Source organism: Peteryoungia algae (assembly GCF_030369675.1).
Classification (GTDB): domain Bacteria; phylum Pseudomonadota; class Alphaproteobacteria; order Rhizobiales; family Rhizobiaceae; genus Allorhizobium; species Allorhizobium algae.
Genome location: NZ_CP128477.1, coordinates 241035 through 254930 on the forward strand (window position 1 = coordinate 241035; position 13896 = coordinate 254930).

Annotated in this window: 15 protein-coding genes; 5 read left to right on the plus strand and 10 right to left on the minus strand. The window is 63.1% G+C overall.

The annotated features are described in order from the left end of the window. Positions 1-146 precede the first annotated feature (146 nt). Positions 147-1043, plus strand: a complete 897-nt coding sequence (locus QTL56_RS01270; RefSeq protein WP_245137576.1) for a hypothetical protein — start codon at positions 147-149, stop codon at positions 1041-1043. A 78-nt stretch (positions 1044-1121) separates the two neighbouring features. On the opposite strand, the gene QTL56_RS01275 is transcribed toward QTL56_RS01270, so the two are convergent. From QTL56_RS01275 to QTL56_RS01290, 4 genes are all read right to left on the minus strand, one after another. After that, entirely contained in the window at positions 1122-1280 is a 159-nt protein-coding gene (locus QTL56_RS01275) for a hypothetical protein (RefSeq protein WP_229576526.1), read from the minus strand. Positions 1281-1423: 143 nt separating this feature from the next. After that, positions 1424-1615: a hypothetical protein gene (locus tag QTL56_RS01280; protein WP_229576524.1), complete on the minus strand. Its 192-nt coding sequence runs from the start codon at positions 1613-1615 to the stop codon at positions 1424-1426. Positions 1616-1758: 143 nt separating this feature from the next. Then, a complete protein-coding gene (locus QTL56_RS01285; RefSeq protein WP_245137575.1) occupies positions 1759-2649 on the minus strand; it encodes a uracil-DNA glycosylase family protein in 891 nt (296 codons plus the stop codon). A 266-nt stretch (positions 2650-2915) separates the two neighbouring features. After that, the gene (locus QTL56_RS01290; protein ID WP_229576747.1) at positions 2916-4208 is read right to left on the minus strand and encodes an Hsp70 family protein; all 1293 of its coding nucleotides are present in this window, start codon (positions 4206-4208) and stop codon (positions 2916-2918) included. Positions 4209-4468: 260 nt separating this feature from the next. On the opposite strand from QTL56_RS01290, the gene QTL56_RS01295 reads away from it, so the two are divergent. Continuing rightward, complete coding sequence (locus tag QTL56_RS01295; protein ID WP_245137574.1) at positions 4469-4666, plus strand: hypothetical protein; 198 nt, start codon at positions 4469-4471, stop codon at positions 4664-4666. A 62-nt stretch (positions 4667-4728) separates the two neighbouring features. On the opposite strand, the gene QTL56_RS01300 is transcribed toward QTL56_RS01295, so the two are convergent. The 5 genes from QTL56_RS01300 to QTL56_RS01320 form a co-directional block, all read right to left on the minus strand. Further along, the gene (locus QTL56_RS01300; protein ID WP_245137573.1) at positions 4729-5526 is read right to left on the minus strand and encodes a hypothetical protein; all 798 of its coding nucleotides are present in this window, start codon (positions 5524-5526) and stop codon (positions 4729-4731) included. A gap of 116 nt (positions 5527-5642) precedes the next feature. Beyond that, on the minus strand, positions 5643-5882 hold the full coding sequence (locus tag QTL56_RS01305; protein WP_245137572.1) for a hypothetical protein: 240 nt from the start codon (positions 5880-5882) through the stop codon (positions 5643-5645). A gap of 129 nt (positions 5883-6011) precedes the next feature. Further along, positions 6012-6797: an SDR family oxidoreductase gene (locus QTL56_RS01310; RefSeq protein ID WP_245137571.1), complete on the minus strand. Its 786-nt coding sequence runs from the start codon at positions 6795-6797 to the stop codon at positions 6012-6014. Positions 6798-6889: 92 nt separating this feature from the next. Beyond that, positions 6890-8293 (minus strand): FAD-binding oxidoreductase, encoded by a 1404-nt coding sequence (locus QTL56_RS01315; RefSeq protein ID WP_245137570.1) that lies wholly within the window; start codon positions 8291-8293, stop codon positions 6890-6892. 92 nt (positions 8294-8385) lie between these two features. Continuing rightward, positions 8386-9297, minus strand: coding sequence for an NAD(P)-dependent oxidoreductase (locus QTL56_RS01320; RefSeq protein ID WP_245137569.1), 912 nt, complete (start codon positions 9295-9297; stop codon positions 8386-8388). Between the two features lie 390 nt (positions 9298-9687). Here QTL56_RS01320 and QTL56_RS01325 point away from each other — a divergent pair, with 390 nt between their 5' ends. From QTL56_RS01325 to QTL56_RS01335, 3 genes are all read left to right on the plus strand, one after another. Then, entirely contained in the window at positions 9688-11352 is a 1665-nt protein-coding gene (locus QTL56_RS01325) for an electron transfer flavoprotein-ubiquinone oxidoreductase (RefSeq protein WP_245137568.1), read from the plus strand. Between the two features lie 248 nt (positions 11353-11600). Next, positions 11601-12215, plus strand: coding sequence for a L,D-transpeptidase (locus tag QTL56_RS01330; RefSeq protein ID WP_229576511.1), 615 nt, complete (start codon positions 11601-11603; stop codon positions 12213-12215). Between the two features lie 317 nt (positions 12216-12532). Next, positions 12533-12940, plus strand: coding sequence for a winged helix-turn-helix transcriptional regulator (locus QTL56_RS01335; RefSeq protein ID WP_229576509.1), 408 nt, complete (start codon positions 12533-12535; stop codon positions 12938-12940). A 21-nt stretch (positions 12941-12961) separates the two neighbouring features. Here QTL56_RS01335 and QTL56_RS01340 read toward each other — a convergent pair whose 3' ends face one another. After that, positions 12962-13864, minus strand: coding sequence for a DMT family transporter (locus QTL56_RS01340; RefSeq protein ID WP_245137567.1), 903 nt, complete (start codon positions 13862-13864; stop codon positions 12962-12964). Positions 13865-13896: the final 32 nt, after the last annotated feature.

Here is a 13896-nt window from a genome sequence, read left to right on the forward strand (position 1 = left end):
GGCCGGCCATCGGCCTTTCACCACCAAGGGAAGCATATGGGGCAGACGGATACGACACGGCAGAAGGCCGGGCACTCGCAAGAGGGGTCGTCCATTGTGTGTGATCGCTCCCATCTGGCATGGATCGGACCATTCAGGAGAGCACCATGACGCTCTCTGCAGCCGATATCCTCGGTCATCCTCACTTCGTTCCGGCCTTGCGGGCCTATGCCGCGGAGCTTCGCGGCCAGTTCGACCAGAGCCCGCGGCTTTCGCGCATGCTTGCCTCCCATCAGCGCTGGTTGCTCAGCCAGGCGGCCTTTGCGCTGCAGCTTGAATATGATCCCTTGCAGCCGGGCAGCGGGCTCACGACCACCAATCTGCGCGAGATCATCACCTCCAACAACGCGGCCAGCCGCAACACGGTGCTGAATTTCCTCGATCAGTTGTTGAGCTACAAGTTCGTCCGTATCGTCGGCGATCCGAACCGGCGACCCAAGCGGTACGAGGCGACCGAGATACCGACGCTGGCCATGCACCAATGGCTGGTCACAAATCTGCAGCTTCTCGACCAGCTGGACGGTGGCGACCGGACGGCGACGCTGGCGGCGCAGCCGGACCTCTTTCGGCGGATCCAGCCGCAGATTGCCCGTCGCGCCTGTCTGCATCCGAGCTGGCTGGAACCCCCGTCGCGCGTGGCTCTTTTCCTCTGGACAGAGGCTGGGGGCCTCGTAATGGACGAACTCGTTCGCCGTGCCATGGAGCTGGAACCCGACGGCGAAGGCTACAATATCGGCCGCATCGACGCGCGCCTGATGGCCGAGCACTTCATGATATCGCGCACCCACCTGCAGCGGCTATTCCGCCGGGCGGTGGAGGCTGGTTGCCTCTACTGGCCAGACGGCGACCGCAATCATTGCGTCCTCAGGCGTGACTTCCTCGACGAATATTGCGGCTGGCAGGCGATCAAGTTCTCCATCGTCGATTTCGCCTATGAAAGGGTCTGCGGGCCCGTTCGCCTGGGAAAGCAGGAACCGCGCCTCGGCGCAGTCGGCGGTCTCTAAGGCCCCGCAGCCGACCCACCATGCAAAAAGGCCCGCGTGAGCGGGCCTTGTGACAAGTTCAGACGGTTCTTGACGCGATCAGAAGCCGAGTGGCTGCAAGGCGCGCTGTTCTCCACGGGCCTGAACCATCTGACGCTTGCGCGCTGCAGTCGACAGCTCTTCCGAAGCACTGACGGCGTGGCCGATCTGATGCATGGCCTGGCGCAGGCTGCGGACGGGGTGGAACGAGATGCTCATGGACGTCTCCTCTGCTCTACATGCATATCGATTTCAACATGTGTATCTGTTCATGATTGAACTTATATTGCAACGCACAAATCGGAAGCCCTGATATGCGTTCGATGCAAGACGCCAGATGAGGCGGCTTGTCCGTAATCTCGTCAGGCGCGGAAATCGGCGAAAACGGAGGCAGGGCGGGCAATGCGGCCGGCTTGGCCGGAATGCCGTGCGCTCAGCTGTTCAGAGCAAGCGCCGCTGGTTCCCCGATTGTAGGGGCTTGTCGTGCGACCATGGTCGCCGGCGAGACGCAACGTCTCGAACTTGCAGTGGATGGGGCGGGTGCGAAGGCTCACGGCGGTCTTCCTTTAAAAGTGTCCCTCCCACTTTCGACTCTATATATCGCAGTGCAGCATAGATTCGGCAATGAACACCGCCGCGATCCTGCCTTGCGCCATTTGCATGGCTGCCGTCATAATTTGTTAACGTTGACGAATCTTTAGCCGTTTTGCGGCGGATCCAGGCGCTCGGAGAATGCGAGCAGGTCCATCCAGGCGAGCGCCTTGCTCGCGGGAGCGGCGAGCAGTTCCTGCGGATGCAGCGTGGCCATGGCCTGCACCGCATGACCGCCGGCGCCGATCTCGCGCCATTTTCCCCGAAGCGCGTGGATCGTCCCCGTCTCGCCGAGGAAGAAGCGGGCGGCGAAATTGCCGAGAACGAGGACGAAGCGGGGTTCGGCCAGCGCGATCTGCCGCTCGATGAAGGGGCGGCAGATGGCGGTTTCCGGTGTGGACGGCATGCGATCGCCAGGTGGTCGCCACGGGATCACGGTCGAGATCAATACACTGTCACGCGTCTGGCCGATGGCCGACAGCATACGGTCGAGCAGCAGACCGGCACGTCCGGAAAAGGCATGTCCCTCGCGGTCGTCATCGGCATTCGGCATCGGGCCGATCACCATGATGCCGGAAGTGCCGCTTCCCATCGCAGTGATCGTCGAGCGGGCAGACGTCTTCAGATTGCAGCTGGCAAAGCCTTCGATGGCGGTTTTCAGCTCGGCGAGCGAACGGGCGCTCTCGGCGGCGAAGCGCGCTTCGGCCACGGCATTTTCGTCGGGAATGGCGGGCAGGGCGGACCCCTGGGACGGCTGTGCCCGCGACGGCTGCCGCTCTGAGGGCGGTGCTCCGCGCGCGGGTGCCGTCCGGGAGGGGGCATTTTGCGCCGGCGCGTCGGTCGTCGGCCGCGTCACCTGCCGCGCTGCCTTCTCCGCCTGGAACGCTGCAATCCGATCCACCGGCGCGTCTTCCACGAGCCATTCCACGCCGGCTTCCGCATGGAATGCGAGAAGCGCTGCGAGTTCAGCGGGCGTCATGTCGGAGGCCTGGATCATCATCCCGTTCTAGTGCGTTCGGACGGCGGAAGGCAAATGGAAAGCAAGGGCCCGCCCGAACGACAAGTGTTCATCCAGAGGCAGAAGCGGCAGCGACCCTCGAATGACGAGGGCGGGTGGGTTCTGGCTGGCTTCGATCCTGCGAGATCCGCTGCTGCAGGTGTTTCAGGATGAGAAAGGGCGGAAGGCCCTATCCCGGCAATCCGCCACATCAAACCACGCAGAGGCTTGCGTCTCCCCTCCATCTGAAGGGAAGAAGCGGAGCATCACGCCACCCATTGCTCGATGTCGTCGCGTTCGCCGATCAGCGAAAGCCCGTGCGCGATCGAGACGAGTTCGCCGCCGGTCTCGATCCGGCTTGCGTCGAAGCGACGATGGAAGATGTCGCGCACGGCGGGCACGAAGGATGTGCCGCCAGTGAGGAAGATCTTGTCGATCGTTTCCGCCGGCGTGTTGGTCGCCGTCAGTACGTCGTCGAGCGCCTCTTCCATGCGGGCGAGGTCCTCGGCAATCCAGCTTTCGAAATCGCGGCGTGTCACGCGCTTCTCGCCGGCCTTGCCGAGCGGAGCGAAACGGAATTCGGCTTCCTCGGACGAGGACAGGGCCATCTTGGTGGCCGAGACCGCCTGGTAGAGCGGATAACCCTCGTCGTGATCGATCAGGTCGATGAAGAGCTCCAGTTTTTCCGGCTCTTCGGCCTGGCGCACCAGCGATTTCAAGTCGGCGAATTCCTTCAGTGTCTTGAAGACGGAAAGCTGGTTCCAGCGGGAGAAGGCGAGGTAGTAGTTGCTGGGAACATCGAGAAGCTTGCCGAAGCTCTTGAACTGGCTGCCCTTTCCGATCTCCGGAGCGACGAGCTGGTCGATGATGCGGGCGTCGAACTGGTCGCCGGCGATGCCGACGCCGGACTGGCCGATCGGCGTGGCCTTCAGCTTGCCGGCTTCGGTCGAGAACCGGATCAGCGAAAAGTCGGTCGTGCCGCCGCCGAAGTCGGCGACAAGGACGGTGGCATCGCGCTTCAGCGTGCGGGCAAAATAGAAGGCGGCCGCGACCGGTTCATAGACATAATGGATTTCGGGAAAGCCGAGCCGCGTCAGCGCCTCGTTGTAGCGTGTGACGGCAAGGGCAGGATCGGGGCTTGCGCCGGCGAAATGCACAGGGCGGCCGGCAACGAGGCGCTTGGCACCTTCGGGCCATCCCTCACCGCCATAGGCCTGCAGACGCTTCAGGAAGACCTCCATCAGGTCCTCGAACTGGAATCGGCGGGCGTGGACGAGCGTGCCCTGGAAAAGGGCGGAGGCCGCAAAGGTCTTGATCGACTGCAGGAAACGACAATCGCCGGGATTGTCGATGAAGGTGCGGATGGCCGCCTGGCCTGCCTCGACCTTGAGCGCGCCGGCACCAAGCTGTGGATCTTTCAGGAAGGAGAGCGCGGTGCGCATGCTGTCGGTGGTACCGGCCGGCGAGGTGAAGGAGACCGAGCGCGTGTCGTCTCCGCTTTCCGCGACGGCGATCACGGTATTGGTCGTGCCGAAATCGAGCCCCAGCGCCTGAGCCATGGCTATCGCCCCCTTGTTCCTGTGTCGGATGTCTGTGAAAGCCGGCGGACCGGCGCTGCTCGGCGGTGCCGAGGAATGAAAGAGGGCGCCTGATGCCACAGGGGACGGGCAAGGGCAAGCGACCATTTTGTGACGCGTGCGGATCTGGCCGGTCTGCGCTCCAGGGTTCGCGCCAGGGGATGGCAGCCGGCCGGAGAATCAGCCGTATTGGCGGTTCGTTTGCTGCCGGACTATGCCTGGCCGACTCTGGAACCCGCCAAATGTCACCCTCGCGCGCCATTCTGCATTGCCTTGCCGCCCTCGCCATCCTGGCGGGTTTCCTCTGGATCGGGCAGGGTTCCGGAAATTTCCCCTATCCGGCGTCGAGCTTCATGATCGATCAGCGCCCTTGGATCCTCTACGGCGCAATCCTTGCCGTGGCCGGCCTGGGAGGGCATGTGCTGCTGCGCCGTCGGTGATGCCGAAGCGCATGGAAAAAGGCCCGCCATCCGACGGGCCTTTTCCGTTTATGACCGTGTGGTCACGCCTGCTTATAGACCTTCACCACGTCGGCCACGTCGACAGTCTGGCGTTGCGGATCGAGCGCGAGGGTAGCCCTGGCCGATGCATTCGGGTCATCGGCACCGGAGAGCAGGCCGGCGATGATGCGGGCCTGGGACACTTCCAGCGCCCTGTCTCGTCCACGATTGAGGCTTTGGTCGACCAGAGCTGTGAGGCGTTCTCTGAACACGGCATTGCCCCTCTGCGGCGCAGCGGGCTCCCCGCGATAAGCGGCAAGGGCCGCAGCCTCGATGTTATCCTCGGCTGATTTGCCGCGATCAACGACGGCCGGCGCAGCTGCCCGATCGCTGGCAGCAGGGGAGGGCGTGCCGGACGATGCATTGTCATCGGTTTCGGCATCGGACGCCTGATCGGCTTCCTTCGCCGGAGGCATGGTGTCGGCTGTGTCGTCAACCTGCGCGCCGGAGCCCGAACCGCTGTCGTCCGCGGTGACACCATTGTTGGATCCGGTACTTTGCCCAGCGCTCTCAGGTGCAGTCTCCGTATCCGCGTCGTCGCCGACGGGTTCTGCATCCGGTTGCTCGGCGATCGGTTCTTCGGCAGGCGTGGGCTGATAGGTCCCGTCGTCGACATCGCCGGGTTCTGTCGTATCCGGCTCCTGATAGGATGAACCGGGTGTTTCCGACGGCGAAGGTGACGATGTCGAGCCCGACGTGCTGCTACCGGAGGAGGATGTCGAGCCGGCGTTTGAGGAGCTGGAGGACGACGAGTTGTTGGTCCCGGATGAGCCTGAACCGAAAAGCAATGGGGCGAGCATGTTTGGCCATGAGGTTGGAGTTGCATTGTTGGCAGGGCTAATACAAGCAATCCATTGAACAAACGTCGCTTTCGCTTGTTCAGTTTGTGTCAAATACCACCGGCTCGGGGAGAGGCTCAGACGTCCAGATAGAGACGCGCGGCCATTGGCGGTCCATCGAGCGGAACGTGCTCGTTTTCGAATGTTTCGAGCTTGGTCAGGAAGTGATCGATGATCCTGCCATGACTGGCGTTTCGACTGGCGTTTCGAGAGCGCGGGACGCGCGCGCGCTCTTCTGCGACAGGCTCGACATCGCTTACAAGAGCGGCTGGGGCGAGCGCCAGCAGCATCCGGGCTTCATGTCCGGCATCGGTCATCACGGGAACTCTCATCTCCCAGGTTTCTCACCTGGGAGTAAACGCGAGAGATTGCGATCCTGTTCAGCCGATCGCTCTCATTTTAGACAATGCGAAAGTGATGCCGGCAACACATGCTCACGCCCATCCTCAGATCGAATGGGCCGCCCCGCCATCGACGCGCAGCATGGTTCCGGTGACGTAACTGGCCGGGACCGAGCAGAGGAAGGCGGCGGCGGCGGCGAATTCCTCGACCTTTCCCAGCCTCTGGGCGGGGATCGACTTGACCGAGGAGGCGCGGACCTCGTCGAGGCTGCGTCCGGTGCGCTTGGCATTGGCGCCATCCAGTTCGTCGATCCGGTCCGTATGGATGCGGCCTGGCAGCAACATGTTGGCGGTGACGCCGTAGGATGCGAGTTCGGAGGACAGTGTCTTGTTCCAGCCGACAAGGGCGCCGCGCAAGGTGTTTGAGAGCGCCAGATTGGGGATCGGCTCGAAGACGCCCGACGAGGCGACAGTCAGGATGCGGCCAAAGCCTTGCGTCTTCATCAGCGGCGTGAGCGCATTGGTGAGCGTGATGACGCGCACGACCATGGACTGGAAGAAGTTGTAGAGCTTTTCGGCGTCCATCTCCTCGGCCGTGCCGGGCGTCGGGCCACCGGTATTGTTGACGAGGATGTCGATGCCACCAAGTGTATGGTGCACTGCCTGCAGCATCTGATCGACGAAATGGGCGTCGGCGAGGTCCGCCACCACGTAATCCGCCTTGCCGCCGGCAGCCTTGATGGCGTCGACATTCGCCTTCAGCTTGTCCTCGGTGCGTCCGCAGATGAGCACGTGTGCGCCTTCTGCTGCGAGCGCTTTCGCGATGCCGAGGCCGAGGCCGCGCGATGCGGCGAGAACGAGAGCGCGCTTGCCGGAAATACCGAGATCCATGATGGTGTCCTTGTCTGATGCATTGTGTCTTCGCGCACTCTATCGAGCGAGGCCGCTGACCGGAACCCCGACAATCAGCGCATGAACCGAAATCAGAACGGCGCCTTGCCCGGGTTGAAGAGCATGACCGGATCGAGCATCACTTTTATCTGTCGGGCGAGCGCCTGTTTCACCGGATCGACATGGGCGAGATAGGCCAAGCGCTTGTCGAGCCCGACGCCGTGTTCGGCGGAGAAACTGCCACCCGATGACGTGATGCCGGCATAGACGGCGGTTTCCGCAAGCGCCTTCAGGTCGATGGGCAAAAGGCCCGGGGCTGCAATGGCGATATGCAGATTTCCATCGGCGATATGGCCGTAGACATAGGCGTCGAGGCCGTTGCCGATGGCTGCGAGGCGTGCGGTGACATCAGCGACATAGACATCGAGCGAAGACGGCGGCATGGACACGTCGAAGGAGGGCGCGTTCGGGAAGGCCGCGAAGTAGAAGCCCGAATCTTCACGCAGATCCCAGAAGCGGCGCGCCTGGTCGGACGTCTGGGCGACGATCCCGCCTTTCAGATCCGCCTCTTCCCAGAGATCGGCGAGCGCTTCCTCGAGCTGCGCGGTCGCTGCGTCCGCGCTGTCGCCGGAGACTTCGACGAGCAGCACGGCGGCGTCCTCCTCCCGCCAGGAGAGGTCGAAACCCTTGAGGCTCGCATGATCGCGCACGTAGCGCGGCCACATCATCTCTGCGGCTTCGAGCTGAAGCGTCGGGTGCCGACGCAAGCATGCAGCGACCTGCAGTGCACGGGCGGCATTCGCAACGCCGAGCAGAGCGACGGAGCGATGCGGCCGGATCGGTTCCACCCTCAGCACGACCCGCGTGACGAAGCCGAAGGCGCCCTCGCTGCCGATGAAAAGCTGCTTGAGGTCGGGGCCGGCAGACACCTTGACCACCCGCGTCATATCGGAAAGGACCTCGCCCGTGGGCAGGACGACTTCGAGGCCGAGGATCTGGTGGCGCATCACGCCATTGCGGAAGGCGAGAATGCCGCCGGCATTGGTTGAGACCATGCCGCCGATCGTGGCCGAGCCACGCGAGCCGAGATCGATGCCGGTCGTCAGGCCATGCGGTGCGAGCGCCGCTTGAAGCGCTTCGAGCGTCACCCCGGAGCCCACCTCGACGGTTTCTTCTTCCGCGCGGATGGCGATGACCCGGTTGAGCCGGGCGCTGGACAGGATGACCTCTCCGGCACGGCTGACACTTCCCCCGACGAGGCCGCTCAGGCCACCCTGCGGAACGATCGCCACATGGTTGGCCCGGCACCAGGAAATCAGCGCGGCAGCCGCTTCCGTCGAGGCGGGCTGCGCCATCACCCTGGCGTCAAGGTTCGCCGGGTCTTCGCCGGGATGTCTGCCGGCAAGGGCATCGGGGCCGAGGATCCGCAGGTCCCGATGCAGGCCGTCAAGGGCGCGGGCGAGGTCTGTCGGTGAGAAGGTCGGATGCGAAGACATGCGGAGAGAGCCTGATCTGTTTGCGGCTTCTTCGCTGGAAAATCCGGTCGCCGCAAGTCATCCCGCTGTCATTCCAGACCTCTTCACGTCTCTCAGAGCTCTGCCGGAAAGCCCGGTGCGCGCAGGTCTGTGCCGGTCGCATCCTCCAGGAGCTTCACCACCTGCGATGACCAGGCGTCGCCGCCGTAAGCTGCGCGGGCACGGATGAAGGTCTGAAGCGCATGGGAGGCGAGGTCGAGCGGCACGCCGAAATCGCGGCCGAAGCCGAGCGCGAAGCCTAGATCCTTGACGGCGAGATCCATGGTAAAGTTGATGTTGTAGCTGCCGTTGAGGATCACCTGGCCCTCGGTCTCGTGCACGAAGCTGTTGCCCGAGGAGGCCTTGATGATGTTGAAGCCATCGGTGAGGTCTATGCCGCCCTTCTTCGCCAGCATCAGCGCCTCGCCGGTGGCAATGAGGTGGATGAAGGCGAGCATGTTGGTGATCACCTTGATCACCGAGGCCTTGCCGAGCGGGCCGGCGCGGAAGATCTGGTTGCCCATGGCCTGGAAGGCGGGGAGATGCAGGTCGTAGAGATCGCTGTCGCCGCCGATGATGACGGTGATCTCCCCGGACGCAGCCAGGTGGACGCCGCCGGTGACGGGAGATTCCAGCATGCGTACGCCGGCATCGGCTGCGATCTTGCCGAGCCGCAGGACTTCCTGCTCGTCGAGTGTGCTCATCTCGATCCAGGTGCCGCCGGGTTTGAGACCCTTGAGGATGCCGCGCTCTCCTGTCAGCACCCGTTCGCTGACCCTGGGCGACGGCAGGCAGGTGATAACGGCATCGGCGGCTTCTGCCACGGCCTGCGGATCTGCCGCGAAGCGGGCGCCGGCGGCCAACAGTTCCTTGGCGTTGTCGGGGTCGAGATCGTGGACGATGACGGAAAAGCCGCCGCGCACGAGGCTGCCTGCGAGATGGCGGCCGAGATGACCGAGCCCGATAAAACCGTATGTAAGTGCCATGTATGAGTTCCCCTGCTGGCGTTTTGTCGAGAGACTGCGATAAAGCCGCAAGCTGTTCAAAGGCAGATTTGGGCGAGCGACACCAGATGACGCGGAGAGAACAGGTCCGCAGTATTTTTTTCTCGCCGTCATGGTCATCCGGTCTTGCTGCATGGCCCCGCCTGATGATGAGCGCTCCAGTGCATCCAGTACCCCCGATCGGCCTCCTGCCCAGACTGCATGCAGCGGTGCACAATCGACAGATTGACCCTTACGTGCACGTAAGATATTCTGCGACTTCACACCGCCCTGCCGGAATTTGCGCCTCGGCGCGTCGCGCTTCGGCTCGACAATCCGGCTGGGTTTTGTCAAGGAGGAGGGCGGAAAGCACCGCCTGGCGAGGAACGACCGATGAGCACCGAGATGGAACTGCCTGAACGCGAAAGCATGGAATTCGACGTCGTGATCGTGGGCGCAGGCCCGGCGGGTCTGTCGGCGGCGATCCGGCTGAAACAGGTCAATCCGGACCTGACCGTCGTCGTGCTCGAAAAAGGCGCCGAAGTCGGTGCGCATATCCTCTCCGGTGCCGTGGTCGATCCTGTCGGTGTCGACAAGCTGATCCCCGGCTGGCGGGAGGAAGCCGACCATCCGTTCAAGACGGAAGTAACCGACGACCAGTTCCTGTTCCTCGGCCCCGCTGGCTCGGTCCGTCTGCCCAATATGCTGATGCCACCGCTGATGAGCAATCACGGCAATTACATCGTTTCGCTCGGCAATGTCTGTCGCTGGCTCGGCGCCCATGCGGAAGCGCTCGGCGTCGAAATCTATCCGGGCTTTGCAGCAGCGGAAGTGCTCTACAATGACGAAGGCGCCGTAATCGGTGTCGCAACCGGCGACATGGGCGTCGAGAAGAACGGCGAGCCGGGCCCGGCCTACACGCGCGGCATGGAACTGCTCGGCAAATATGTGCTGATCGGCGAAGGCGTGCGCGGTTCGCTCGCCAAGCAATTGATCGCCAAGTACGATTTGTCGCGCGACAGCGACGTGCAGAAGTTTGGCATCGGCCTCAAGGAGCTCTGGCAGGTCAAGCCCGAGCACCACAAGCCGGGCCTCGTGCAGCACTCCTTCGGCTGGCCGCTTGGAATGAAGACCGGTGGCGGCTCCTTCCTCTATCACCTTGAAGACAACATGGTCGCCGTCGGTTTCGTCGTGCACCTGAACTACAAGAACCCCTATCTCCACCCGTTCGAGGAATTCCAGCGCTTCAAGACCCACCCGGCGATCGCGAAGACCTTCGAAGGCGGCAAGCGTTTGTCTTATGGCGCCCGTGCCATCACCGAGGGCGGCTACCAGTCGGTGCCGAAGCTTTCCTTCCCGGGCGGCGCGCTGATCGGCTGTTCCGCCGGTCTCGTCAACGTGCCCCGCATCAAGGGCAGCCACAACGCCGTGCTTTCGGGCATGCTGGCGGCGGACAAGATCGCGGCCGCAATCGCTGCCGGTCGCGCCAATGACGAGCCGATCGAGATCGAAAACGAATGGCGTTCGACCGATATCGGCAAGGATCTGAAGCGGGTGCGCAACGTCAAGCCGCTCTGGTCCAAGCTCGGCACAGCGCTCGGCGTCGGGCTCGGCGGCCTCGACATGTGGATGAACCAGTTGCTCGGCTTCTCCCTGTTCGGCACGCTGAAACATGGCAAGACCGATGCGGAATCGCTGGAGCCGGCGGCAAATCACAAGCCGATCGCCTATCCGAAGCCGGATGGTGTGCTCACCTTCGATCGTCTCTCCTCGGTCTTCCTGTCCAACACCAATCATGAGGAAGATCAGCCGGTCCATCTCAAGGTCAAGGACATGGACCTGCAGAAGCGCTCCGAACTCGAGGTCTATGCCGGTCCGTCGACACGCTACTGTCCGGCGGGCGTCTATGAATGGGTCGAGAAGGACGGTGACCAGACCTTCGTGATCAACGCCCAGAACTGCGTCCACTGCAAGACATGTGACATCAAGGACCCGAACCAGAACATCACCTGGGTGCCGCCGCAAGGTGGCGAAGGGCCGGTCTATCCAAACATGTAAATGTTTGGGAGCCGGCCCGCACGGACCACCGTAGAAGTGTCCGGCGAAGGGCCGGTCTATCCGAACATGTGAGTACAAAAGGGCGGTCGAGAGGCCGCCTTTTTCATTGCTCAAATATGCATGAGCGCTGCACGGACGCTGCCTCTTCTTCGCCATCTATGTTAACGGCCATCCGCGGATTTAACCCTCCATTAACCATGAATTTCTAGGCTCCCGGTAACGAATCGCTTTCCGAGGACCTCTGAATCATGACCATTTCGCGCCGCGGTCTCCTGTTCGGTCTGCCGCTATTTCTGGCCGGCTGCCAGTCCATGCCCAACCAGCAAGCCATGTATGGTGACGTGCCGGACGAGCCGCATCCGCTGAAGAAGGTGCCGATCGAGAAGATCAAGCCGGAGCTGCGCCGTCAGGAAGTGGCATATGAAACGTCGCATCCGGCCGGAACCGTTGTCGTCGATACCCCGGCCCGGCGGCTCTACTACGTGCTCGGCGATGGTCGCGCGATGCGTTATGGCATCGGTGTTGGACGCAACGGCTATGCGCTTGCGGGCAATGCCTATGTCGGCCGCAAGGCCGAATGGCCGACCTGGACGCCGACGCCGAACATGATCCGCCGCGATCCGGAAAAGAATCTGAAATATGCGGGCGGACTGCCCGGCGGCCCGAACAACCCACTCGGTGCGCGCGCCATGTATCTTTATCGCGGTGGCAACGACACGCTGTTCCGTCTGCATGGTACGAATCAGCCCTGGTCGATCGGGCAGGCCATGTCTTCCGGCTGCGTGCGCATGATGAACCACGACGTGATCGACCTTTACGAACGTGTGAAGGTCGGCTCCAAGGTCATCGTCATGCAGGCCTGATCGCGCCGTCGATCCGTTTGATCCCATCCCGTGGCGCCGGTCTCCGATCGGCGCCACGTTTCTTTCAATACCGCGTGGCGAGGGCCTGTAACCTCTCACGTATACTCACGTCTGCGAAATCGCCCCTGTTGCCTCGCGACTTTGCCTCAATCTCCCCGCAATGAAACTTTTCGGCGCGCTTATGCGTCGAACCTCCTGTTGACACTGTGTCGACCAAGTCCAGCCGGTTCGAGCCTTTGCGCGACCTCCGGCTGGGTCTAAGTGGGAACAGACGTGCCGGGCTCCGGCCGCGTCTAGGATTTGAGAAAGGATTTTACATGGCTCGCGATACGAACGCCGGAATGTCGGACCTCGGCGGTTCCCAGATCGAGGCAACCCTCCAGCTTCTCGACGGCAAGTGGAAGGGCGTCATCCTCCACCATCTCCTGCGTGACGAGGTCCTCCGCTTCAACGAAATCTGCAAGCGCCTTCCGGCGATCACCCACCGCATGCTCTCGAAGCAGTTGAGGGATATGGAGCTGGCCGGGCTCGTCGCCCGCACGGTCTATCCCGTCGTGCCGCCAAGGGTGGACTATTCGCTGACCCCGCTCGGACGCAGCCTCGAGCCTGTCATCCAGGCGATCGGCCGCTGGGGTCAGGAGAATCTTGTCTCCGTCGAAGGTGGGGCACCAAAGCCCAGTCTGCACCCGGTCGGCAGCGCCGCAATCATGCGTTCTGCCGCCTGAGCCCCTGAGGGCTCCGCGTAATCAACGCCGAGACAGAAGGCCGGTGGACAAGAGGACGCCCAGCCCGGTGACGAGAGCCGCCACAATGGTCGCTGTACCAAGGGGTTCCGAAAGGAAGAGCGTTCCACCGATTGCCGCTGCCACCGGCGTGATCGCCGTATAGGCTGCGGCCTGCGTGCCGCCGAGGGTTCGAACCGCAGTGCCGTAGAGCAGCGTTGCGACAAGACCGGACAGGAGGCCCTGCGTGACAGCCTGCAAGGCAATTTCCCCTGCAGGGGCCGAAAGGAATTGTGTGCCCACGAAAGGCAGGGCGGCGAGGTTGAAGATCGTCGACCAGACGCAGATCAGCGCCGCACCCTCGAAGGCATTGAGACCGCTGCGCCGGAAGGCATGCGTGTAGACGGCCCAAAGGGTCGCCCCGATCGGCAGGATGACGAAGCTGATCCAGCCCAGTCCGTCGCCACCGAGATTGCCGAACAAGAGGACACCGCCGCCCGCGAGAATTGCCAGCATGCCGAGCTTGCGCCAGCGGTCCGGCTTCTCTCCGAGAAACAACATCCCGATCAGGGCAACCGCAAGCGGCATCAGTCCCGGTAGCAGGACCCCGGCCGCAGACGCAGGTGTGTGGCGCAAGCCGAAGGCGACGATCTGGAAAAAGGGCGCCCCGGATCCGAGGACCATCAGCGCAAGCGCGCCTGTGGCGCCCTTGGGAAAGAGGCCGGTTCGCCACCAGACCGGTGCAAGCACCAGCGCCGGAATGCCATAGCGCAACAGGCTCAGATCGACCGGCCCAAGTCCGGCGCCGACGCTGTGGCGGGTGGAGACCAGCCAGGTAGCCCAGATGAGAACGACGGAGAGTGCGGACAGGGCACCAAGCGCCGAGCGGCGCGAGTCGGGGATGGGAGAGACGCCGACGATGGACATGCTGGGCTCCAGACGAGTTCGTTGCCGCTATT

Excerpts from the sequence above, each read along its gene's own strand:
- QTL56_RS01270 (WP_245137576.1), top strand. The coding sequence starts at position 147 with ATGACGCTCTCTGCAGCCGATATCCTCGGTCATCCTCACTTCGTTCCG.
- QTL56_RS01275 (WP_229576526.1), bottom strand. The coding sequence starts at position 1,280 with ATGAGCATCTCGTTCCACCCCGTCCGCAGCCTGCGCCAGGCCATGCAT.
- QTL56_RS01285 (WP_245137575.1), bottom strand. The coding sequence starts at position 2,649 with ATGATCCAGGCCTCCGACATGACGCCCGCTGAACTCGCAGCGCTTCTC.
- QTL56_RS01290 (WP_229576747.1), bottom strand. The coding sequence starts at position 4,208 with ATGGCTCAGGCGCTGGGGCTCGATTTCGGCACGACCAATACCGTGATC.
- QTL56_RS01295 (WP_245137574.1), top strand. The coding sequence starts at position 4,469 with ATGTCACCCTCGCGCGCCATTCTGCATTGCCTTGCCGCCCTCGCCATC.
- QTL56_RS01300 (WP_245137573.1), bottom strand. The coding sequence starts at position 5,526 with ATGCTCGCCCCATTGCTTTTCGGTTCAGGCTCATCCGGGACCAACAAC.
- QTL56_RS01305 (WP_245137572.1), bottom strand. The coding sequence starts at position 5,882 with ATGACCGATGCCGGACATGAAGCCCGGATGCTGCTGGCGCTCGCCCCA.
- QTL56_RS01310 (WP_245137571.1), bottom strand. The coding sequence starts at position 6,797 with ATGGATCTCGGTATTTCCGGCAAGCGCGCTCTCGTTCTCGCCGCATCG.
- QTL56_RS01315 (WP_245137570.1), bottom strand. The coding sequence starts at position 8,293 with ATGTCTTCGCATCCGACCTTCTCACCGACAGACCTCGCCCGCGCCCTT.
- QTL56_RS01320 (WP_245137569.1), bottom strand. The coding sequence starts at position 9,297 with ATGGCACTTACATACGGTTTTATCGGGCTCGGTCATCTCGGCCGCCAT.
- QTL56_RS01325 (WP_245137568.1), top strand. The coding sequence starts at position 9,688 with ATGAGCACCGAGATGGAACTGCCTGAACGCGAAAGCATGGAATTCGAC.
- QTL56_RS01330 (WP_229576511.1), top strand. The coding sequence starts at position 11,601 with ATGACCATTTCGCGCCGCGGTCTCCTGTTCGGTCTGCCGCTATTTCTG.
- QTL56_RS01335 (WP_229576509.1), top strand. The coding sequence starts at position 12,533 with ATGGCTCGCGATACGAACGCCGGAATGTCGGACCTCGGCGGTTCCCAG.
- QTL56_RS01340 (WP_245137567.1), bottom strand. The coding sequence starts at position 13,864 with ATGTCCATCGTCGGCGTCTCTCCCATCCCCGACTCGCGCCGCTCGGCG.